The 24290-nt window shown below is 33.9% G+C and carries 15 protein-coding genes; 13 read left to right on the top strand and 2 right to left on the bottom strand.

Annotated elements, in window-relative coordinates; all coding sequences use genetic code 11:
- The first annotated feature begins 45 nt into the window (after positions 1 to 45).
- Positions 46 to 1833, top strand: coding sequence for a YfiR/HmsC family protein (locus Q1B37_RS13715; RefSeq protein ID WP_299899370.1), 1788 nt, complete (start codon positions 46 to 48; stop codon positions 1831 to 1833).
- 9 nt (positions 1834 to 1842) lie between these two features.
- On the opposite strand, the gene Q1B37_RS13710 is transcribed toward Q1B37_RS13715, so the two are convergent.
- On the bottom strand, positions 1843 to 2064 hold the full coding sequence (locus Q1B37_RS13710) for a hypothetical protein (RefSeq protein ID WP_219009713.1): 222 nt from the start codon (positions 2062 to 2064) through the stop codon (positions 1843 to 1845).
- A 435-nt stretch (positions 2065 to 2499) separates the two neighbouring features.
- Between Q1B37_RS13710 and Q1B37_RS13705 the strand changes: the two genes are divergently transcribed.
- On the top strand, positions 2500 to 3018 hold the full coding sequence (locus Q1B37_RS13705) for a DinB family protein (RefSeq protein ID WP_299899368.1): 519 nt from the start codon (positions 2500 to 2502) through the stop codon (positions 3016 to 3018).
- An 11-nt stretch (positions 3019 to 3029) separates the two neighbouring features.
- Here the strand turns inward: Q1B37_RS13705 and Q1B37_RS13700 are convergent, their stop codons facing one another.
- Positions 3030 to 3605, bottom strand: a complete 576-nt coding sequence (locus Q1B37_RS13700; RefSeq protein WP_299899366.1) for a uracil-DNA glycosylase family protein — start codon at positions 3603 to 3605, stop codon at positions 3030 to 3032.
- 539 nt (positions 3606 to 4144) lie between these two features.
- On the opposite strand from Q1B37_RS13700, the gene Q1B37_RS13695 reads away from it, so the two are divergent.
- The 11 genes from Q1B37_RS13695 to Q1B37_RS13645 all read left to right on the top strand — a co-directional run bounded on the left by Q1B37_RS13695 (position 4145) and on the right by Q1B37_RS13645 (position 24159).
- Positions 4145 to 5785: a TldD/PmbA family protein gene (locus Q1B37_RS13695; protein ID WP_299899364.1), complete on the top strand. Its 1641-nt coding sequence runs from the start codon at positions 4145 to 4147 to the stop codon at positions 5783 to 5785.
- 29 nt (positions 5786 to 5814) lie between these two features.
- The gene (locus Q1B37_RS13690) at positions 5815 to 7131 is read left to right on the top strand and encodes a TldD/PmbA family protein (protein WP_299899362.1); all 1317 of its coding nucleotides are present in this window, start codon (positions 5815 to 5817) and stop codon (positions 7129 to 7131) included.
- Positions 7132 to 7304: 173 nt separating this feature from the next.
- Positions 7305 to 7925, top strand: coding sequence for a DUF4159 domain-containing protein (locus Q1B37_RS13685; RefSeq protein ID WP_299607421.1), 621 nt, complete (start codon positions 7305 to 7307; stop codon positions 7923 to 7925).
- A gap of 14 nt (positions 7926 to 7939) precedes the next feature.
- Positions 7940 to 8941: a MoxR family ATPase gene (locus tag Q1B37_RS13680; RefSeq protein WP_299899360.1), complete on the top strand. Its 1002-nt coding sequence runs from the start codon at positions 7940 to 7942 to the stop codon at positions 8939 to 8941.
- A 22-nt stretch (positions 8942 to 8963) separates the two neighbouring features.
- A complete protein-coding gene (locus Q1B37_RS13675) occupies positions 8964 to 9860 on the top strand; it encodes a DUF58 domain-containing protein (protein ID WP_299899358.1) in 897 nt (298 codons plus the stop codon).
- A 1-nt stretch (position 9861) separates the two neighbouring features.
- The gene (locus Q1B37_RS13670; RefSeq protein WP_299899356.1) at positions 9862 to 11151 is read left to right on the top strand and encodes a BatA domain-containing protein; all 1290 of its coding nucleotides are present in this window, start codon (positions 9862 to 9864) and stop codon (positions 11149 to 11151) included.
- Positions 11151 to 13391: a tryptophan-rich sensory protein gene (locus tag Q1B37_RS13665; protein WP_299899354.1), complete on the top strand. Its 2241-nt coding sequence runs from the start codon at positions 11151 to 11153 to the stop codon at positions 13389 to 13391. The genes Q1B37_RS13670 and Q1B37_RS13665 overlap by 1 nt, the downstream gene beginning before the upstream one ends.
- Positions 13384 to 15138: a hypothetical protein gene (locus Q1B37_RS13660; protein ID WP_299899352.1), complete on the top strand. Its 1755-nt coding sequence runs from the start codon at positions 13384 to 13386 to the stop codon at positions 15136 to 15138. Before Q1B37_RS13665 ends, Q1B37_RS13660 begins: the two co-directional genes overlap by 8 nt.
- A 274-nt stretch (positions 15139 to 15412) precedes the next feature.
- Positions 15413 to 19021, top strand: a complete 3609-nt coding sequence (locus Q1B37_RS13655; RefSeq protein ID WP_299899350.1) for a hypothetical protein — start codon at positions 15413 to 15415, stop codon at positions 19019 to 19021.
- A 12-nt stretch (positions 19022 to 19033) separates the two neighbouring features.
- Positions 19034 to 23815, top strand: coding sequence for a DUF6443 domain-containing protein (locus Q1B37_RS13650; protein ID WP_299899349.1), 4782 nt, complete (start codon positions 19034 to 19036; stop codon positions 23813 to 23815).
- Positions 23816 to 23820: 5 nt separating this feature from the next.
- Complete coding sequence (locus Q1B37_RS13645) at positions 23821 to 24159, top strand: hypothetical protein (protein WP_299899346.1); 339 nt, start codon at positions 23821 to 23823, stop codon at positions 24157 to 24159.
- The last annotated feature ends 131 nt before the right edge of the window (positions 24160 to 24290 follow it).

Genomic DNA, 24290 nt, shown 5'->3' with positions numbered 1-24290 from the left:
ATAGGTATATTGATATTATTCCTTGTTCTTGGTAATATACAAAGGGTGGAAGGACAAGATCTTGGAAATGAAGAGGTAAAAAGAGCACAGCGAACGATTTTTATTTACAATTTTGCCCAACAAATAGGATGGCCACAAATAGCAGAACTAGAAACTTTTAAGATAGGAGTTTTAGGTCCTGACCGTACGGTAATAGATTTAAAGGCGATCGCACAAAAACGAAAGATTTTTGGAAAACCGATAGAGGTTGTTCGATATCAGTTTGTGAAAAATATTAAAGATATTCAATTGCTTTACGTACACAATAAGTACAATTATGACATAGCCTATATCTTACGTAAAATTTCTAAAAAAAATATACTATTAGTTTCAGAGGATTATTTTTATAATTCTTCGATGATTAATATGGTGAATGTTGGAGATTCTTTCGAATACGAAATCAATGAAAATAGAATAGAAAGAGAAGGGTTTGTGATCGCACCTTCTTTAAAACAATACGCAGTAACTTCTTCACAAAAATGGAAAGGGTTATTTAAATCCACAGAACAATCTTTAGTGAATGCTTTGAATGAAAATGAAGAGCAGAAAGCAGAAATTAAAAGTAAAAATGATCAGTTAAAACAACAAGAAAAGAAGATTGAAAATCAATCTAAAACTCTTGATAATATTCAGGAAAAAATTGTTGAGAATAATCAATGGATAAAAGAATTATCTAATCAAAATCAAATTCAGGAAAAGAAATATGAAGAGAAGCTTCTGATAGAAAAAGAATTAGAGAAAAATATTCAGGAGCAGGTTACTTTTATCAAAGCTCAAGAGGAAAGAATTAAACAGAGCGTAGTCGAAATAGAGGAGAAGCAACGTTATTTAAAGGAACAGAATAAACAGATTAAGGAACAAGAAAGTATTTTAGACAGGCAACGAGGGGAAATCGAAGATCAAAAAACGATTAACTGGTATCTTATTGCATTAATTTCTCTAATTCTCATAGGTGGTTTCTTTGTGTATAGAAGTTATCTCAATAAAAAGAAGTTGAATAAAGTTTTACAAGCGAAGAATAAAGAAATTCATGAGCAATCTTTGGATCTGGAATCTAAAAATAAGGAGTTAGAGCAGTTTGCATATATCGCTAGTCATGATCTACAAGAACCTCTTAATACGATATCTAGTTTTATAGGATTGATATCAGAGGATTATGGTGACAGTTTTGACGAGGTAGGAAAAGAAAGTTTGAATTATATCAGTGATGCAAGTATTAGAATGAAAAAACTGATCGATTCATTATTAGAATACTCCAGATTAGGCAGATCTACTGACTTTGTGGATACTGGTATGGAAACTATTTTACAGGAAATTAAAGAGGACTTTAGAAACGTATTAGAAAGAACAAACGCAAAAATACATTCAGTAAAATTACCCGTAGTATTTGGAAATCCAATAGAGTTAAGACTCTTATTACAAAATTTAATTAGTAATGGTATAAAATTTACAGATAAAGAGACGATACCGGAAATTCATATTAATGTGACTACCAAGAACGTACCAATCAATAGTCAGACAGAAACATTTTGGGAATTTTCAGTAAAGGATAACGGAATCGGTATACCCAAAAAACATCAGGATAGGATATTCGCTATTTTTCAAAGATTACATTCTAGAGAACAATATCAAGGTACAGGTATAGGGCTGGCACACTGTAAAAAGATAATCGAATCTCACGGTGGTAATATATGGCTAGAATCAGAAGAAGGAAAAGGAACTACCTTTTACTTCACTATTCCTAAGAAGGAAAATATACTATTAGATAAATCTGGGATAAAAATCGATTTGTAGACTAGACTTTTATATTTCTGGTCTACCTTTAAGTCTTTTTTCGATTTTTTGCTTTTTAGCAGTAATGATTTTCATCATATCCATTATTTCAGGATCTTTATTTTGCTTATAAATTTCATTAAGACTTAAGACAAGATCTTTAGCTTCTCTTGATGCTTCAACTCTATCACTAGTGGACATATTGCTCATACTCCTGTTCTCAAACTCCCTTGCTTTCTCCATTAATTCCATAACTCAATATTTTGTATAAAATAAAATGTTTAGTAGGTTATATTTTCTAAAATTTGGTACCCAAACTTAACATTTTCGGGCGTAAATATATAAAAAAAATAGGCATTTACATCCTCATATAAATAACAGAAATTAATAAGAATATAAATGTTAATGATACAGCTTTTGATAAAAAAGAATATTTCATTAAAAAACGTATCATAAATTTTAACGATTTAACTAATTTAATGAGAAATTTCTTACTTTCCTAATCTTTTTTGTAGTGAATTATTTTCCTTGATTCTCTATGGATTATCCTATTAATTCTTAACTAGTACATATCTGATTTTTAATTCATTTAAGAGTGTATCGAGTGAAACTGGAATAGCGGTTATTCAAAAACTGGACTACAACCTATATACAGATAAATAATATCATTGTATCAAAATAATTACAATGACTATTACGGACTTAAGTACACAAGAATATGATTCCTACTACAAGAGATATATCGATAAATTATCGTCACGCTTGGATTTACGTGAAGGTTTTGAAATAGGAAAGGAAAATATTATCGCGTTTTTTCAATCAATTCCAAGGAGTAAACATAATTATCAATATGATGATGATAAATGGACAGTAAAGGAGATTTTACAACATCTTATTGATACAGAAAGAGTTTTTATGTATCGATGTTTTCGAATTGCTCGTAGAGATAAAACTCCGTTAGCAGGTTTCGATCAAGATATTTATATCAAACCTTCTGGAGCAAAGGATAAGCAAATAGATGAGTTACTTGAAGAATATACCATATGTAGACAAAATTCAGTTTCTGTATTAGCCAGTATTTCAGATCACGATCTTCAATTTATTGGAAATGCCAACGGAGGTGATATGTCGGCAAGAGCAGCAGCATTTACTATTATAGGTCATGAGATTTGGCATATGGATATTATAAAAGAAAGATATTTATAAACCAGAAAAGATTAGGAAGTTATAATCTTTTCAATTGTCCGTTGTAATGTTGGTAGGACTTCATTCTTAAACCATTCGTTTTTGGCTTGCCATATATTATTTCTTGGAGAAGGATGCGGAAGCACAAAATAATCAGGTAAGTATTCTTTATAATTTTTAACAGATTCAGTAAGGGTTCTCTTTAATCTATTACCTAAATAATAATTTTGGGAATACGCTCCTATTAAAAGGGTAAGTTGCACATTAGACATCTGATTTAATAATTTTGGATGCCATAGAGGAGCACATTCTTTGGTGGGAGGTAAATCACCAGACTTTCCTTTTCCTGGATAACAAAACCCCATAGGAATAAGAGCTACTACTTCTGGATTATAAAAGGTCTCATTATCAATTCCCATCCAACTCCGTAGATTCTGCCCGCTTTTATCGTCCCATGGAATGCCAGACTTATGAACAACGCTACCAGGTGCCTGTCCGATAATAACAATTTTACTATGCTCGCTTGCAGAAACTACAGGCCTTGGTCCCAATGCTAATTTAGAAGCGCAAACATCACATTTTGAAATATCAGACAACAAACTTTCCATAAAATAGTGAATTATAAAAATTGAAATTACAAATAATATAGATACTCTTTAAGAATACCAGAATTATGATGCTTAATCATAATTTTAGTATCATTAGGTATATCGTTCGGCAGTATTTTTTTGCAAAACAACTGTTTATGATATGGCTTAAGTCGATAATTTGAATAATTACCAAAGAATAACTTGAAAGTTTAACAAAAATTTAAGCAAATGTAATTTTAGTGCGTTTTTTATTGAGTTTGGATCGTTTTGATGAGAATTTTTTAATTCTTTTTTGGTTTTTATGTTGTTGTTTATCAGGTGTTTAGTTTGTTTAGTGGTGTTGCTTTGATAAGCGGAATTTTACACATTAAGGTTATGGGTTTACCTGTTTTTATTGTATGGTTGTTTGATATAATTTTTCTACTTTTAAAGCTAACAGAAGTTAGTCTTGTAACAATCCTTTAAGAATATCTTCTAGTAATTGATGAACTTAGATATTGTTACAAGATCAATTCATCAAACTTATTATAATATTCACTCAATCAAAATAGAGGTTTATGAAACGTAGAGATTTTATTCAATACACAGGATTAGGTGCAGGAGCTTTAATGATGCCATCATTACTGTTAGGAAATGATATTTCGGCAGAGGCTTTACTTAATCCAGGAATGGATATAGCCATTAAAAAGAGGATGGCTGATGTAGCCCTCAATACAGCAAAATCGCTTGGTGCTACCTATGCCGATGCTCGAATCGGTAGATATTTAAACCAATATGTGTTTACTAGAGAAGATAAAGTGCAAAATGTAGTAAATACGGAATCCTTTGGTATAGGTATTAGAGTAATCGTAAATGGCACTTGGGGATTTGCATCTACCAATAGTGTTAATGAAGATGGAATTAAGAAAGCAACAGATCAAGCAGTTGCTATCGCAAAAGCCAATTCTAAAATTCAAAAGGAAGAGGTAAAATTAGCTCCAGTAGCATCCCATGGAGAAGTAAGCTGGAAAACACCGATTAAAAAGGATTTTAAAGATGTTCCGGTTTCCGAAAAGGTAGACCTGTTACTATCTGCAAATGCCGCAGCTTTAAAAAACGGAGCAAACTATGTGAATTCTGGATTGTTTATGGTAAATGAGCAGAAGTATTTTGCATCTACAGATGGTTCGTATATAGATCAGGATGTACATCGTATTTGGCCAACATTTACAGTTACTGCCATCGATAAAAGCACAGGAAAGTTTAAATCACGTCAGGCAATGAGTGCTCCAATGGGAATGGGGTATGAGTATATGGATGGATTAGCTTCGGAAAAACTAAAAGGTCCAGAAGGCTTAAACTTGTATCGCAATAGTTATGATATTGTAGAGGATGCAACTGTAGCTGCTCAGCAAGCCAAGCAAAGGTTAACTGCTAAATCGGTAGAAGCAGGTAAGTATGATTTGGTATTAGAACCAAATCACCTTGGTTTGACTATTCACGAATCTGTAGGTCATCCTTTAGAATTGGATAGAGTACTTGGTTATGAAGCAAATTACGCAGGAACAAGTTTTGCAACGTTAGACAAATGGAAAACAAAGAACTTTAAATATGGTAGCGAAATTGTTAATCTGGTAGCCGACAAAACTCAAGTGGGGTCTCTTGGAGCAGTAGGCTACGATGATGAAGGAGTAAAGACTAAAAAATGGGATCTGGTACGTAATGGTATTTTAACCAATTATCAGGCAATACGGGATCAAGTTCATATGATTGATCAAAAAGAATCTCATGGATGTTGTTATTCCCAAAGCTGGAATGATGTGCAATTCCAAAGAATGCCAAATGTTTCTCTAGAACCAGGAAAAGAGAAATACTCTATAGATGATATGATTAAGGATGTAGAGAAAGGAATTTATATAGCTGGTAGAGGTTCTTACTCTATTGATCAGCAACGATATAATTTCCAATTCGGTGGAACCGTTTTTTATGAAATCAAAAATGGAAAGATAGTGGGTATGTTAGATGATGTAGCATACCAATCTAATACACAGGAATTCTGGAATTCTTGTGCTAAGATATGTGACAAAGATGATTATCGAATGTTCGGATCATTCTTTGACGGAAAAGGACAGCCTTCGCAAATAAGTGCTGTTTCTCATGGAAGTTCTACTACACGTTTTAATGGTGTAAATGTGATCAACACAGGTAGAAAAATTTAAATCACTGTCTTATTACAAATAAAAATATCATGGCAATATATACGAAAGAAGAAGCAAAGCAGATCATGGAAAAGGCCTTAAGCTTTTCTACTGCAGATACGTGCGAAATCAATTTAAGTGGAAGCGAAAGTGGTAATATCCGCTATGCAAGAAATACGGTATCCACTGCAGGACATAGATCCAACCAAACACTAGTAGTACAATCTAGTTTTGGAAAAAAATCAGGTACAGCAACAATTGATGAGTTTGATGACGAGTCACTTAAGAAGGTAGTAAAGAGGGCAGAGGAGTTAGCAAAACTTTCTCCAGAAAATCCAGAATTTATGGCACCATTAGGTCCTCAAGAATATGATAAATCTATCACTTTTAAAGAATCTACTGCTAAGATAACACCTGATTACCGTGCTGAAGTTGCTAATAGTAGTATTGGGCCAGCAGCGGCTAAAAATGTAACTGCAGCAGGTTTTTTTAATGATTCATCAGGTTTTAGTGCAATGATGAATTCTAATGGTTTATTTGCCTATAATCAATCTACGAATGCCAGTTTTACAGTAACGATGCGTAGTAACGATGGTACAGGATCTGGATGGGTAACACGTGATTACAATGATGTATCCAAATTTAATGCCGCGGAAGCTTCAAAAATAGCGATCGATAAAGCGGTTATGTCTAAAGAAGCAAAAGCTATAGAACCTGGTAAGTATACAGTTATTTTAGAACCAGCAGCTTCTGTAGGTCTTTTAGGAAATATGGCATTTGCATTCAATGCTCGTACTGCAGATGAAGGAAGGAGTTTTATGTCTAAAGAGGGTGGTGGAACAAAACTAGGAGAGAAAATTGTAGATGAACGTGTGAATATTTGGTCTGATCCATTAAACCCAGATGTGCCAACAGGTACTTGGAATGGTTCTGGTCAACCTTTGAAAAAGACAACCTGGATAGAAAATGGTGTGGTGAAAAACCTTGCCTATAGTCGTTTTTGGGCTCAAAAGAAAGGAGTAGATCCAGTACCTTTTCCTAATGGATTTATTATGCAAGGAGGAGATGCTTCTCTCGAAGATCTAATCAAAGGAACTAAAAAAGGAATTTTAGTAACCAGATTATGGTATATCAGAAGTGTAGATCCACAAACCTTATTATATACGGGTCTTACCAGAGATGGAACGTTCTATATAGAAAACGGTAAAATCAAACATCCTGTAAAGAATTTTAGGTTTAATGAGAGCCCGATTATCATGCTTAATAATCTTGAAACTCTTGGAAAACAAGTAAGAATAGATGGTAATTTGGTGCCTTATATGAAAATAAGAGACTTTACTTTTACCAGCCTTTCGGACGCTGTATAACGGATATCACAATATATCAAATAAGTATAGTTGTTAGGTGTTACAAAGTAATACTTGGCAACTATACTTGCTATTTTGATGTATTTCTGGTAATAGAATCCTAATTAACTTTAATTTTAGATCATCTTCATAAGTAATAGTTTATATTGCTGTTTTACCTAGTTAGTTAAATATTGAGTGCCAAGTTTTTCTTTACGCGATTACAGTATGAGTCTGGAGATTGGGATGTAGATCAAAGAATGCCTTCCAATTTGTTGAACTCGTTAGTAGAGTATACTACATTAAAAGTAGATACACAGGAGAAGATTATTTCATTAAGTAGCGACGAGATTTTTAAAAGTCCATTTTGCTACATCTCTGGTCATAAGCTTGTTCAATTTACCAAAAAGGAAAGGGAAAACTTTAAAAAATATGTGAATAATGGAGGTTTTGTATTTGCAGATGATTGTAACCATGATATTGATGGTTTGTTTTCAAAATCTTTTGAGCGTCAGATGGCAGATATTTTTGGCCCACAAGCACTAAAAAAAATACCAAATAATCACGAGTTGTATAAAGTGTTTTTTGAGTTTGAAGATGGTCCTCCTACCACTTCTCAAGAATTAAATGGATGGGGAGACGATATCGTTCATGATTATCTAAAAGCAATAGAAATTAATGGCAGAATAGGGGTTTTATACAGTAATAAAGATTATGGATGCGAATGGGATTATGATTTTAGAAACAAGCGTTGGTATAAAATAGATAATACACGATTTGGTGTTAACATTGTTATGTATGCATTGACGTCTTAAAATAATGTATGTAAATGAATAAAGAGTTGGCTAGTATAGAACGAGAGATAGATACGCTCACAGAAAAATTACAGAATTTACGTAAAGAAATCGCGAAGGTAATTACAGGACAAGAAGAAACTATCGAACAGCTATTAATTACTTTTTTAGCTGGCGGGCACGCATTATTAGAAGGTGTTCCAGGTTTAGCAAAAACCCTAATGATACGAACATTAGCGCAAGCGATAGACCTCAAGTTTAAAAGGATTCAGTTTACACCAGACTTAATGCCTTCTGATATTATAGGTACCGAAATATTGGAAGAAGATTACAGTACTGGGAAGAAGTTTTTTAAATTTAATAAAGGGCCAATTTTCTCAAATATCATTTTGGCAGATGAAATTAATAGAACACCTCCAAAAACCCAGGCAGCTCTGTTAGAAGCAATGCAGGAGTTCGAAGTGACGTATTCTGGAAAAACATACGAGTTGGATAAGCCATTTTTTATTCTGGCAACGCAAAACCCAATTGAACAATCAGGAACTTTTGTGCTTCCGGAAGCACAACAAGATCGATTCTTATTATATATCAAGATAGGGTATCCAACAGCATCTGATGAAACCACCATTTTAAAAAATACAACTGGAGTAAAAAAAGCTACGCTAAATAAAGTGATCTCCGGAGAAGATATCATTCGATTACAACAGCTTGTCCGAGAGGTTCCTATTAGTGACGATCTTATCTCTTTTGTTAGTAAAGTAATAAGAGCGACCAGACCAGAAACAACAAACGTTTCTTATGTTAAAGAATGGGTGAACTGGGGAGCAGGACCAAGAGCTGGGCAGGCGATGATATTAACTGCGAAGGCCAGAGCCTTGGCACAAGGAAGGTTATCAGTTACCTTAGAAGATTTAAAACAAGTGGCGATTCCTGTATTACGTCATAGAGTAATTGTGAACTTTAGAGCGGAATCAGAAGGAATAACATCAGATGAAGTTACCAATCACTTATTGGAGCAGATCCAGGTAGGGAAATAAAGAATTACTAATATAAGTAGCCGTGAGACAAGATTATCATCAATTACTAAAACCAGAATTGATCAAAAGCGTATCTGGATTGTCTCTTATAGCGCGTATTATTGTAGATGGATATTTATCTGGATTAACCCGAAGTCGTAACGTAGGAACCGGAATGGAATTTAATCAATTTCGGAATTATGAACCAGGAGATGATTTGCGGCTTTTAGATTGGAAAATGTTAGCCAGATCAGGTAGATATTATATCAAACAATCAGAAATAGAAACTAATATCTCAGTCAACTTTATTATAGACGCAAGTGCATCCATGTTGCATACCGAACATACCTTTTCTAAAATGGATTTTGCAAGAGTATTAGTTGCTTCCTTGGGATATCTGTGTCAAAACCAAGGAGATGCTATTGGATTGTTTGGTTTAAATGAAGATCAATTGTATGACTTATATCCTAGAATTCGAAAACAGCACTACAATCGATTTTTGTTAGAACTGACCCAGATAGAAAACAAAGGGAAATGGCCTGAGAATTTGAATACTTCTAAAAGTCTTCATAATAGAAATCAAAAGGAATTGATTTTTTTTATTACAGACCTCTACGAACATACAGAAGAATTAACCAATTTTATAAAAAGACTTAAGACTCCTAAGAATGAAGTGGTTGTATTGCATTTGATGGGAGAAAACGAGCTTACTTTTAATTACAAAGGGACAGTTACTTTTGAAGATTTAGAGACAGGTGCAAAGCTTAAGATAGATACTAAAACCGCTAAAAAGCAGTATTTAGCGTCATTAGAAGAGATGATTAAAAAGGCAAAAAACACCTTGCTAATGAATGATGTTGATTATCATTTATGTGAACTGAATCAACCTATTGAAGAGACCCTTCGCTTATTCCTTAAAAAACGAAATAAACTAGTCTGAGATGTCTTTTTTATATCCTACATATCTCTGGGCGTTGTTGGGACTTATCATCCCGATAGTAATCCATTTTTGGAGTAAGAGAGAAGGAAAAACAATAAAAGTAGGTAGTACTAAATTATTAAGTGAATCAGATTCTAAACAATCTAAAAGCATTCAACTGAATGAGATCTTTTTATTGCTGCTAAGAATGTTACTATTGGGTGTATTTGTATTACTTATTTCCGGAATACGAATTAATAAAAAAGAAACAACGGTACCTGTTACTTATCTTTTTGAACCTTCTCTACTGAAACATGATCGTGTAATGAATATCTCGGATACGATAGATGAAGGAGAGTCGCTACGGTTATTGGCTAATACGTTTCCGCTCATAGACAAAGATCAATTAGATATAGATCAAAAAAGGATTCCTAATTATTGGCAATTAGCCAAAGAAATGGAAAATTTAAAAACAGATAGCGTAGTAGTGTTTACCAGCGCTTTCTTATCTGGACTTAAAGGTGCTAGACCAACGATTCATAAAAACATTAATTGGATTTCTTTTGATATAAAAGAATCAAATAACTATGCTCTTAAGGCTATTAGAAAAGAAGATACCACTCAAATCCTGATGTTAAGGAGTAACTCGGATCAATTAACTTTTATAAAAGAAAAGGTGTCAAATGAAGACCTTGAGTTTTCAAAAAATAATGATAGTATAGTTTTTACAAAAAATGATCTGAAACAACGAGTTCCTGTTTCTAATTTTAGTGCTAAAAAAGTAGCCTTGTTTTATGATGAAAGTCTCTTAGATCAAAAAAGATTAATAAAAGCTTCATTACAAGCCATTGCGAAGTATACTGATAGAACTATTGAAATAAAAGAGTATACAAATACTGCAGATACCATTACAGGTTTTGATCTTATTATTTGGTTGTCTACAGATCCTGCACCTAATACCAATTCAAAGTTATTGGTGTTGAAACCCGATGAATATGCAAAAAGAAGTATAGAAACTACTGATGCATCTAAGATATTCCACCTTACGGAACTACTTACTGTAGAGCGTAGTATAGATCAACATTTTTCAGAACAGCTTTTAGACGTGTTAGATGATTATCAAGATATAAAAAATGATATAGCAAAACATGATAGGCGAGTGATAGAAGTTTCTGAAATAACACCACTAGTAACTTCAAAACAAACAGCAAAAAAGCAGTTCGCATTTTTAGATATTTCTAAATGGTTGTGGTTGGTATTTGGAACATTATTAATAGTAGAACGTTGTATAGCAAAATATAGAAAACAGTAGTGAGCTCAGGATATAACATATTAGTAGGTTTTAAACGAAAATGGCAAGTGCTACTTTGGTTAGAAACCCTTTTGTACGGGGTGGGTACTTCGATACTGATATACACATTGTTTTCAAAAATACTGTTGGCAGTTTTAGTAGCTATCCTTATTGTAGGAGTACTACTAATTTTTACGAAACCATGGAAACCTTCTTTGGAGAGCACTGCCAGTTATATGGATCAACATTTGGATGCGATCGAGTATAGTACAGGTCTTATACTAATTCCGGAAAATGAATTATCCGGATTGGCTAGAATCCAACAAAATAGGGCAGGCAATATTCTAGTTGAAAAATATAAAACAGTTCAACCACCTAGCCATCTTAAATGGAGTGCCTTGTTTTTTGCATTATGCCTTGGGATTGGATTGTTTTTAAATACTATTGGCATATTTCCCTTTTCTCAAAATCCAGTATCACCACAAAATGTGCCAGATGAAATTGTTTTTATAGCAACGGATAGCAGTACCGCAATAACTGCTCCTCCGAAGTTGATAAAACAAGAATTAGAAATTAAATATCCGGCATATACGAGAATAAAGTCTGTGATCACTTCCGATATGGATATTAAAGTGGTAGAAGGTACTAAAGTAACATGGCGACTAGAATTTGATAAAGAAATTAAGGAAGCTTTTGTAGAAAGTGCTGGAAATAGCTATGCAATGAAATTCACTGATGGAATTTATTTTGGTGGTTCGGAAATGAGAAGTTCAGGCTTTTATAATTTTAAGTTTATTGATCTAGACGATAAAGCTCACGTTTCTAAATTATATCCGATAGAAGTTATAAAAGATAAGAGTCCCGAGACACAAATTCTAGGAATTAAGCAGTTCACATCTTTTGAATATTCAGAGGATAAAAAACTTGCCTTTAGAACCAAGATTACAGATGATTTTGGAATTGGTGACGCCTACATTATTGCTACAGTAAGTAAAGGTTCTGGGGAGTCTGTGAAATTTAGAGAAGAAAAATTAAAGTTTAGTAATTTACAAATAGGAAGTAAAGATTTGGACTTATCTAAAGAAATTGATTTGGATAAGATGAAAATGGAACCTGGTGATGAATTGTATTTTTATGTAGAGGCTATAGATCAAAAACGACCTCAAAAGAATGTTTCACGTAGCGAAACCTATTTTGCCGCAATTAAAGATACCGTTTCTGATACATTTGCAGTAGAAGGAACTATGGGAGTAGACTTGATGCCAGATTATTTCAGAAGCCAGCGACAGCTTATTATAGATACCGAAAAATTACTGAAAGATAAATCGAAACTATCTGCCAAAGAATATAAGTCAAGAAGTAATGAGTTAGGTTTTGATCAAAAAGTATTGCGAATTAAGTATGCTGAGTTTATGGGAGACGAAACCGAAGAAGTTCATGCAGCCGAGGGAGATGGGGATGATCACGATCATGAAGAAGAACATGATCATGATCACGATGAACATGAAGATCATGAAGAAGAAGATCCTTTAGCGAAATATACACATAAACATGATCATGAGAACGAACATAACCTTGTACTGGAAGAAGAAAAAAAAGAGAAAGATCCTTTAGAAGAGTATTTACACAATCATGATGATCCAGAAGAATCTACTTTGTTTACACAATCGTTAAAAAGTAAATTACGACAAGCACTAAATGAAATGTGGGATGCTGAATTGTATCTACGATTATACAAACCAGAAAAGTCATTGCCGTATCAGTATAGAGCTTTAAAGCTTATTCAGGAAATAAAGAATAGTGCTCGCATTTATGTACATCGTATAGGATTTGATCCTCCACCCATAAAAGAAGAGAAGAGATTAACGGGAGAGATTGATAAAGTACATGGGTTTCGAAAAACAGCCGAAATAACAGAAGAAGATACTTATAAATCCATACGGTTAGCATTAAACAGGTTACAAACATTAATCACTGCAAGAGAAAAAATAGAAGTTGCTGAAACCGATAAGCAACTGTTTAGAGAAGCAGCAAATGAGTTGGCCATAAAAGCAATCGAAAAGCCTGGAAAATATTTAGCAACATTGCAGCAATTAAAATGGATATCAGAGGATGTAGAGATCCCTTATGAAGCCTTGATCGAATTGCAACAAGGATTGTTGCTGGCACTTCCTGCAATGCCTCCAAATGCTTTCAAAAAAGAGCAACCGTTAAGTGAAATCAATGAGTTATTGTTAAAAGAACTTGAAATTAATGAATAACGAGATTACCTTTTTGCATAACCATTGGATGATACCTATTGTAGTTTGTTGTCTCATCATTTGGGGTATCTTTATCTGGAAAGAATGGGATCATTTTTCAAAACCAAAGTTTTGGATTCGTAGCCTCGTAGCTTCTTTAGCAATTCTTACGATGGGAATTCTTGCATTACAACCTGCATTACCCATACATCGTAAAAACGCCAAAGTAGTTATTCTTACGGGTGACTATAAGAAAAGCACGTTGGATAGTCTAAAAAATCAATATAGAAATATAACCACAATTATTTATCAGGAGAACCAAACAATTCTGAAAGGAATATATACTTCTGATACTATTTTTGTGATTGGAAATGGGTTAGCATCCTATGATTTTTGGCAGTTAGAAAATCAGAAAGTTACTTATATAAATGGTACTACACCTTCTGGAATTATAAAATATACCTATAATCAAAAAGCTACTGTCGGAGAGCAGCTAGTATTCAAAGGGATTTATAACAATGCTAAAAAAGGTGCGCAATTATTTTTAGAAGAACCATCTGGAGATGTAATAGATTCTGTAACATTACAAACTGATAAAAACTGGAAATTTCAGTTATCTGCTACCCTAAAAATAGCTGGGAACTATACTTATAAAATTACCGAGAAAGATTCCTTGGGTACTTTGCTTTCTAAAGATCCTATTCCTATTCAGGTTGCAAAACGTAAAAGTCTAAGAATACTGATCGTAAATGATTTTCCAACTTTCGAAACGAAATATCTCAAAAATTATCTCAGTGAAAAAGGACATAAAGTTTTAGTGAAAACTAAAATAACAAAGGGTAAATATAAGTTTGAATATTTTAATACAGATCGGATTCCGATAGGAGGGTTTACAGAAAAAAATCTAGCACCTTATGATTTAGTGATTTTGGATGCTCTTACGGCTAAGAATCTTAGTAGGAATTCGAGAGTAGCTTTAGAAACCGTAATACGCACTAAGGGATTAGGGCTTTTTATACAACCAGATGAAAGTCTTTTTAGGACAAACAATAACTTACTGACTTTTGATGTAAGCCGAGAAAAATCTACAGAAGTTCGATTATATAGTGAAACTAGTGCAAAGGTGAGCAAATATCCATTTACAATACAACAAGGATTGATGGTTCAACCTATTCATATTGCTGCTAATGAATCCATGGTTTCTGGATGCAAACATATAGGTAAGGGTAAAGTAAGTACTACTTTATTGAAAGAAACCTATGAGCTTGTATTAAATGGGAAAAGTGCTACTTACCAAAGAATATGGTCAGATATTATCAATAAAATTGGTAAAAAAGATAATAAAGCGATTAATTGGGATGGTGGTGAGGTACCTATCCGTAAGGATGAACCTTATGAATTTACTTTAAGAACTTTTATACCAAATCCTGACGTAATTACTGAGAATGGATATCAAATTTCGATGGCAAGAAATATCGACGTTCCTAATTTATGGAAAGGAAAAATATATCCTAAAAAAACGGGATGGAATCATATTAGAACACCACAAGATACCACTACGGTTCTTAATTACTACGTAACAGATACTACTACATGGCAATCCAATAGTAAGTATAATCGAATTCAGGCTAACCAAAGGAATTTCGAAACTTCTCTATTCAAAGATACCAAAACAACTTCTCCGTTAGCACCTGTAAATCCTATTGGATTATATGTGTTTTTAATTTGCTGCCTCGGATATTTATGGCTAGCACCAAAACTTTCATAGAGTAGACTAGATAAAATACTATTCTACTAACATTCATTCTTCTATAAACACTAATCACAGGTAAATATTTAAAGCCTGTAATAATTAAGGGTGTGTTATGTTTTTGAAAATCAAATACTTTAAAAAAATATAAAAAAAATGAAATTAAGGTAGTAACATATTTAGTCCTTATGGAAGATACTTGTAAAGTGACGAGTTGTGATTAGCTAGTCATGGGAAAATGTAAGTTATTAATTCGTGAGTATTATTTATGAGGAAAATTCTTTTAATATGTATGATAACTCTCAGTATGTTATCAACAGCACAAGAAAGCTATTATGGAGGATACACTCCATCAGCAACTACTAAACCAACTGCTGCTAAAATTAGTGGAGGAAGAAATGCATCAGTAAATCTAACAACCGGAGCGGTACAAAAGCACATACCCATTTATACCATAGAACAAAATGGAATGTCATGGAGTACAGGACTGCAATATAATTACGCAGGATTAAGAGTCATGGAAGAACCTTCTGCTATTGGGTTAGGATGGAATTTGACTGCAACAGGAATGGTATCAAGAGAGGTAAGAGGGTTACCAGATGATCATCCTAAAGGCTATCATGGATCTGAAAATATCAGAGAACAATTGCATTTGGATGATTACTATGATTTTAGTCCACTAGGCTCTAGTGTGTCGTCACCAATAGGAGTTTTTCCTGAAACGGGAAATAAAAAAGTACTCAAAGAGCATCATGCTTATTTATTGGCGCAAGGTTTAGCAGATGGAGAACCAGACCTGTTTAGAGTAAGTGCAGGAAATCTGAATTTTGCTTTTAAACTGGGAGAAAATTTAGAGCCAGTATTACTATCTCATCATAATGTTAAGGTTACATTTAGCTGGAATCAGATAGAAGTTGTTGATTCGGAAGGTGTACTTTATATTTTTTCAGCTAAAGAGGTTTTTACTCCTATACCAGAAGATGATATTTTCAAACCTGGTCCTAATGGTGAGCAGATTCTTTTGCCAATAGAACCTAATTATCCATTTACTCGTAGTTGGTATTTAACAAGTATACAACCACCTAATACGACACAACAGATTACTTTTAGTTACGATAATCATCTTTTTCAAACCAAGGCTTTTTTACCTAAAATTTATTCTTATAAAGGGTTGCAGTCAGAGTTTTTAGTGGATTTACTAACTAAACAACCAGATATTGTACCTATTGGGCAACAACCAGATGTAGAGTTAGAAGAAGGACAAGATCCTACCGTATATACACATACTCGATTAGATGTAAACATTACTAAACCTGTACTAAGAAATATTCAATTTGCAGAAGGTTCTTTAGAATTCAATACGAAAACTGTTCCCAGCGGTGCACACCATCAATATGATGAGATTCTTCTAAAAGATTTTAATAATAAGCTAATCAATACATATGCACTTACTACTTCTGGAAATCGACGCTTGTTAAATGACCTGAAAATTAACGGAGAGACGACCTATAGTTTTGATTATTATCTACAAAATAACAACAATACCATACCAAATTTTTCTTATAAACAGAATGAGGTATATGATCAGATGGATTATTGGGGATTTTATACGGGAAGAACATCTATTGAAGATGTACTACAAAGTCAGGAAGGTCACTCACCAGTTTTTGATGCTACTCTTGCTGGTGCATTACAGAGAATTCATTACAAAAGTGGCGGGTATTCAGAAATAAAGTATGAACCTAATATATTACCAAGGACAATTAATTATATGCCTGATATTCCATCTTCCTATAACTACAGTCATGATATTGAGCTAGCTAGTGTAGGAGGAAACAGCAGCGGATCTTCTCAAAAGAAGTCTATTACCAGAACATTTGATACGGCGATTCCGATTACAATTGCTCACCGAGCGGTAAAAACCACTGCTGAAGGGGCATTAAAGATCTTAATCCGAAAACATGGAGGAAATCCCAGTACAACACCATATTATGATCAGGATCAAAATAGTTTTTCACCTTATCTAGATCTTGATATTAAAGCAAGTCTGGATACGGATGGGCCATCATTTCCATCTTTTTTTACACAGAAAAGTAAAACATTTACGATTCAACCAGGCACCTATACTTTTTATTTAGAAACCAGCACAGGAACAGAAGCTTCTATAGAATTGATTTATGGGCAACAACCTAAGTACCGAAAGGAAGTTTTCGATAGACCTTATGGAGGTATTAGAGTATCGAGTATACAAAGTACAGCACAAGATACAGGAGAGCACACTACTAAGGCTTATAGCTACACTACAGATGTTTATCAATCGAGTAGTAAAGTCTATTCTGTTTTGAAAGAATTACCGCGTGAGAAAGACGTAAATAATGAGATCAGAACAGATTTGATAAACCTTGACTATCCATTTTATGTAGAAAACCGAGGAGTACCTATTTATTATAGTCAGGTGAGTGAATCGATACGATCTTCTAAAGATGGTTCTGAAAATGGAAGAACGGTGTATAACTTCGAAGAGCCTTATTTCTTTACTTCAGAATTGGATTACCGTACCAAAGAATACTATGATCGTATGCCCAAAGGACAAATGGAATCTGGAATTCGACTTGGCTCTACAAGAGTTTATAAATACAATAAAGACAAATCCTTAGTAAATAGAGAGGAGTTGATATCCGAAAAAAACTACGAATACCAAGAAGTAACGTTAGAAACGGATGATTACGGAAACGCTATGGATGCTAATTATCCGTATGGGATTAAGGTAATTTCTAAAAGCGGTTTAAAAAGAGAAATGCACTATCCAGATTGGATGGTACGACTAAAACAACTAGGACAAATATCAAATATTCCAGATATTTTACTAGAAGATTTTGATTATAAGTATACCCAAGGAACACAAGAAGAATTTGAGCAATATGTAAACTCTTTATTAAGTGCTACGGGAGCTAATGGAGGCAGTCCTGTAGGAAGTTATATCAAGTATATGGGTGTTGGAGTGAGTAATATAGAAGTAGAAACATTACCCGGATGGCAATTAACCTCTGGTTTTAGTGAAGAGGTAAAGCACGAATTCTATACAACATTAGAGTATAAAGAAACCAATGTGCAATATTTACGAAGTAAAGTCACTACCAAAACCTATTCGGATACAAATCCAGATGAGTTTAGTATTACCGAGCAAACTTTTAAATATGATGATAACAATCAACTCGTAGAACAGCATACTACCGATTCTAAAGGCGAAACCAATAAAGTAGCATACTTTTATCCATATCATCCATCGGTAGATAATACCAAATTGATAAATGGTAATCGCATATCCGCTCCAGTACGAACAGAGACTTATTATAAAGATCAAAAGCAAAGTACGGCATTGGTTAATTTTAAGGAATGGGATACTGATAGGTGTCTTCCACAATCTTTACAAGCTGCTAAAGCAGATACACCACTTTTAGATCAAACAATTTTTTATGGTTATGATGATTACGGGAATCCTTTAGAAACCTCGGCTAGAGAGGGGATACGTACTATTTATGTTTGGGGATATAATTATACCACTCCTATTGCTGTCATTACGAATGCATCCTATACAGGAATGCCTTCAGCAGTACAGAGTCTTATTAATACTGCCATTGCAGCATCTGATAATGACACCGATGCTACTTCTGAAAATCAATTAAGAACGGCATTACAAAATCTTAGGAATCACAATTACTTTGCTTCATCACAGATGGTTACTTACACCTACGATCCTTTGATCGGTATGACCAGTACAACGGATGTTAGAAATAGAACGGCCTACTACGAATATGATAGTCTCCATAGACTAAAACAAGTAAAAGATCAGGATGGGAATATCCTGTCAGCCAATGAATACAATTATAAAAACAACTAATACAGTACTAAGATGAAGACATTACAAAAAATCGTAAGTGTAGTTGCTGTATTAGTAGCTACGATAGTAAGTGCACAGACACCAACAGAAAATTATGTAAAAACTACGGTCTATCAAACCGAAGTACAAGAAGGACAACAATCTCAGGTATTAGAGAGTGATAAAATCGAATCAATAAATTATTATGATGATTTAGGAAGACCTAAACAATCCGTCGCTGTAAGAGCTGGTGGCCAACAACAAGGTACGAATATCTTAGATTGGACCGATGATTGGAAAGTAGGTACCGGAGCTACCCCTTTGTTTAATTTAAACGGTCAATCTTCTGATAATCAAAGAATATTTGACAGCAACCCTTTTGGAGAACAATCCCTTTTATGGAGATGTGGAAATGATAGTAATAATGATGCTGATGGCGGATGGAATACAGATTACATCCCTGTGAATAAAGATGTTGCGTATAGATATACCGTTTGGGTAAAACGCACAGGTTCACAAGATGGTAAAACCTATCATGGAACACAAAATGTAGATAATCTTAATGGTACAGCAAATAACAACCCTTATTTCTGGTCTGGAGATATGCCGAATCTTAATCAGTGGTATTTATTAGTAGGAGTCATACATCCACATACCTACAGTGGCAATAATTCTGGTATTAGTGGGGTATATGATGTTAATGGTAACAAAGTAAGAACAGCGAATGATTTTAAATGGAGAAATAATACCACCACTTCACGATTTAGAAGTTATCTCTATTATGCTACAGATACTAGCGTACGGCAGTATTTTTGGAATCCAGTATTGACAAAGATTGATGGGAATGGAGTGCCAGTAAGTGAGTTAATACAACAGACCAAACCCAAAGACATCATTACGCATTATGAATATGATGATTTTGGCAGGCAAACCAAATCCTATCTACCTTATGCTTCTGATCAGACAGCTAATGGCGATATACATGCAGATGCTTTGAGCGAATTAAAAGCGTTTTATAATACACCAAAATATGAGAATACATTAAATCCTTATAGCGAAACCATAACGGAAATCTCTCCATTAAGTCGATCTTTAGAAACAGCTGCACCAGGAACTCCATGGCAATACAGTAAAAATAACCAAGAGTACAAAGATCCAGTATATGTACCTTTTCCCAATACGGCTACTTATAGTGCTACTTGGTTTGCTAATGAGATTTTCTATAATGATGGTACGGATTCTGGAGATCCTACGGATGATAACGACCCTATTTTGATAGATGGTAGAAATTTCTTAACCATAGAAATAGCAAATAATCAACTCCGATTAGAGGCGGATCTAGATCAGACATCTGGGGGAACAACCATACAAACTGGTAAGCTGCGCTATATGAATATTTATCCGATGATCTCTTATTTTGATTTAGGAACGATTAAGGATAAAAATGGGAATGATACCGATTATCATATCTATATACAAGACAACCACTTGGTAATTGATCCTACTACTACCAATCCAATATTAACGAATGGGATAGCAATGGATGTTACCTATAATCTAAGTCAATTACAGGTGCTTAGTGATTATTCCGAAAGTTATTCTACAAATCATACTACTAAGGCATCTTATCAACTAAATGAAGCAAATGAGGTAGTACGTTTTGATGTACGTTTAGAAAATGGAATTCCTACTTTAATAAAGAATGGTCATTATACACAGAATCAATTATCAAAATCTGTAGTAAAAAACGAAAATTGGACCGTGGCAGATGGTAGTAATAGAACTTCTGAAACCTTTACCGATAAAAATGGAAATGTAGTACTAAGTAGAGCCTATAATAATGGACAGGCACATGATACGTATAATGTATATGATGATTTTGGAAACCTTACCTATGTTATACCACCAAAGGTAACTATCGATAATGGCGTATCGGCTACAGAGCTTACCGAACTGTGTTACCAATATAAGTACGATGACCGAAACCGATTGATCGAAAAGAGAATACCTGGAAAAGGCTTGGAGTATATCATCTACAACAAATTGGATCAACCGGTAATGACGCAGGATGCAAAACAACGTGCCCGAGATGAATGGTCATTTACCAAATATGATGCTTTCGGTAGAGTGGCATTTACAGGAATACATAAGCATCCAGGAACAGTTTCAAGAGTAACCATGCAGGGATTTTCTGACACAGGAAATTATACGCAATATGTTACTAAGCAATCTGCAGCCTCTACTATTGCAGGTACATCTATATACTATTCTAATGATGCTATTCCAACAGGAATTCATCAGGTTTTAACTATCCATTACTATGATGATTATGAGGTGGGTGACATCGTTACTTTTAATCCTGCTAATGGCGGTGGTACTTGGGAAGGAATGACCACTACAACGAATGTAAAAGGATTACCAACCGTAGCACAAGTGCGTGTATTGGGTACGAATCAATGGATTACAACGGCAACCTATTATGATGAGCGCGGAAGAGCCTGGGAAACTCATGTAAAAAATGAATACTTGGGTACAGATGATTGGGTGTTGAATCAATTGGATTTTACAGGAAAAGTATTAAAAACATTAAGTAGACATACTAAATCTGGTACAACCATTACTACGATAGATAGATTTACTTATGATCATATGGGACGTTTATTGACCCAAAAACAACAAATAAATGACCAGGCAGAAGAATTGTTGTCTCAGTTGGTATATGATGATTTAGGACAGCTCGTACAGAAAAAAGTAGGAAATGCAGAACAAGCACCTTTGCAAACCGTAGATTATACATATAATATCCGTGGATGGTTAACAAATATTAATGATGTTGATGCTATGGGTGATGATTTGTTTAGCTATAAAATTAATTACCATACAGTAGAAGGATATTATGATGTTCCAGCGCTGTATAACGGAAATATATCACAAGTTGTTTGGAAAAGTGCTACCGATAACATCAAAAGATCTTATTCTTATCAGTATGATGACCTAGATAGAATTACAAGCGCGAACAGTCTAAAAGGAAATACCTTAATGAGTGGAGATGCTTATAGTATTTGGGGAATTGCCTATGATAAAAATGGAAATATTGGAAGAATCACTAGAAATGGAAGACCTGGAGGTGGAGCTATTAAAACCATTGATGAACTCTATTATACTTATAGTAACAATAAGCTGTTAAAAGTTAGGGAGGCTATAACAACTGTTTATAAAAATGAAGGTTTTAAAGACGGTACCAATACCAATGATGATTACGAATACGATGTAAATGGTAATATGACCATAGATCGTAATAAAGGCATTACCAGTATACAGTATAATCATTTAAACTTGCCAGGAACAATTAGTTTTTCGTCATCAGGTGTGAAAGAGATTGATTATAAATATGATGCTACAGGCATAAAGATTAGCAAAGAAATAATCGATGAAAGTGTGGATTTAGAAACTCGCACCGATTACGCAGGTAACTACGTATATGAAAATGGGCAGTTAAAACTTTTTCATCACTCGGAAGGGTATATAGAACCAGAAAGTGATGGAAGTTTTACCTATATTTATCAACACAAAGACCATTTGGGGAACAATCGTTTAAATTATAGCGATAAAGACCACGATGGTCAGATAGACGTTCTTAGAAATGATACTACCGATCTGGATGGTGATGGAGACTATGCCCACGAGATTTTACAAGAGAATAGCTACTATCCGTTTGGACTTACTCACAAAGGCTATAATACACAGATTACAGGACAGGAACACCAGTATAAGTACAATGGGCAGGAGTTAGAACAATCTCTTGGGTATAACATGACAGAATTGACTTTTAGGCATTATGATAATGTATTAGGTCGTTTTGTAGTACCAGATCCATTAGCAGAAGTATCACCACATTTAACACCATTTAGATATGGATATAACAATCCAATAGTATTTAATGATCCACTAGGTTTACACGAAAATATAATTATTGATTGGAATGCAGCTCCTGTAAATGGGGGAATGGTTTGGTTTAATAATGATGCAAATGGAGGCGCTGGACATTCATGGAATTTTACCTATGAAGATGCTATGATGATGTTTAGCCCTGCCAATTGGGAAAGTTTGGGAAATAGGAGTGCTTTAGGAGAAGTACATATTGGTTATTCCGAAAATAATTCGGCTTATAATATTCTTGAGAGAGTTGGTGGAGTTAATAATATTGTAAATCAAATTTACAATACTAAGTGGTATGATAGATATTATGGAGGAGATGGTAGTGGTAGTTTTGCCGATAACTCCTTATATGTGATGGATAAAATCAACCAATATAATCCAATAGCCATGTTGGCGGATAATTATTACCAAGCCAAGTATGGAACCGATAGACTTGGAAATCCCATGACTACTACTCAAGCAAATCTTAATACATTAGGTATTATTCCTATAGGAAGAGCAGGTAAATTAGCTCAAGGAGGGAATTCCGTACAATCAGGTCTATGGAGAGTAGGAGCATATAACGAAATAAGAGGTACTGTTGCAGGGTTAGACGCTCATCATGTTGGACAGGCAGCTATAATGGAAAGAATGATTCCTAACTATAATAGAAAAACAGCTCCATCAATTTTAGTTCCTAAAGTTGGTCATACTATAAAAGGACCTAATGGGATTGTAAAGAGAAGTACAAAAGGTTTGAAAAATCCTAGAGAAGTATTAGCAAGGGATATTTTTGAGTTACGTAGAGTATATCCTGACATACCTAATTACGCGTTAGAGGCTTTAATAAATTTAAATAAGAAAAAGTATCCTCAATCATTTTTAAAAAATAAATAAAAAATATGACACCAGAAGAATTCGTTCAAAGTATTGTTGATTTAGTAGTAAAAGAGAATCTGGAGATATATAAAAACCTATTCAACACTACCAATAAAGATTCAACTAGAGATTTGTATTGGAAGGAAGTATTAACATTTTACCAAGGACTTGATGAATCAAAAAGACAAGTTTTATTTAAGATAATTAAACAAATACAAATAGATACTATTTCAAATATTTTTGGAATTTTAGATGGAAATTCAATGCTTGAGGGACAATTAGATGACTTTGATCTTGAATATAATGGTCAAAGACTGAACGATGATTTGCAAAGTATGCTTATTGAAATAACAGAAGAATAATAAAGATGAAATTAATAGAACTTATAAGCTATTTCAGGAAAGAGGAATGCCCTCGATTTCCATGATAAAATCAAGGGTTAAAAGTTAAAATATTAGGCAGCAGCTTTTTGATAAGGTTGTTGCCTTTTTAT

The organism is uncultured Aquimarina sp., assembly GCF_947492965.1.
Taxonomy (GTDB): domain Bacteria; phylum Bacteroidota; class Bacteroidia; order Flavobacteriales; family Flavobacteriaceae; genus Aquimarina.
The sequence above is the reverse complement of the archived record's forward strand: the minus strand, read 5'-3'. Positions and strand labels throughout refer to the sequence as shown.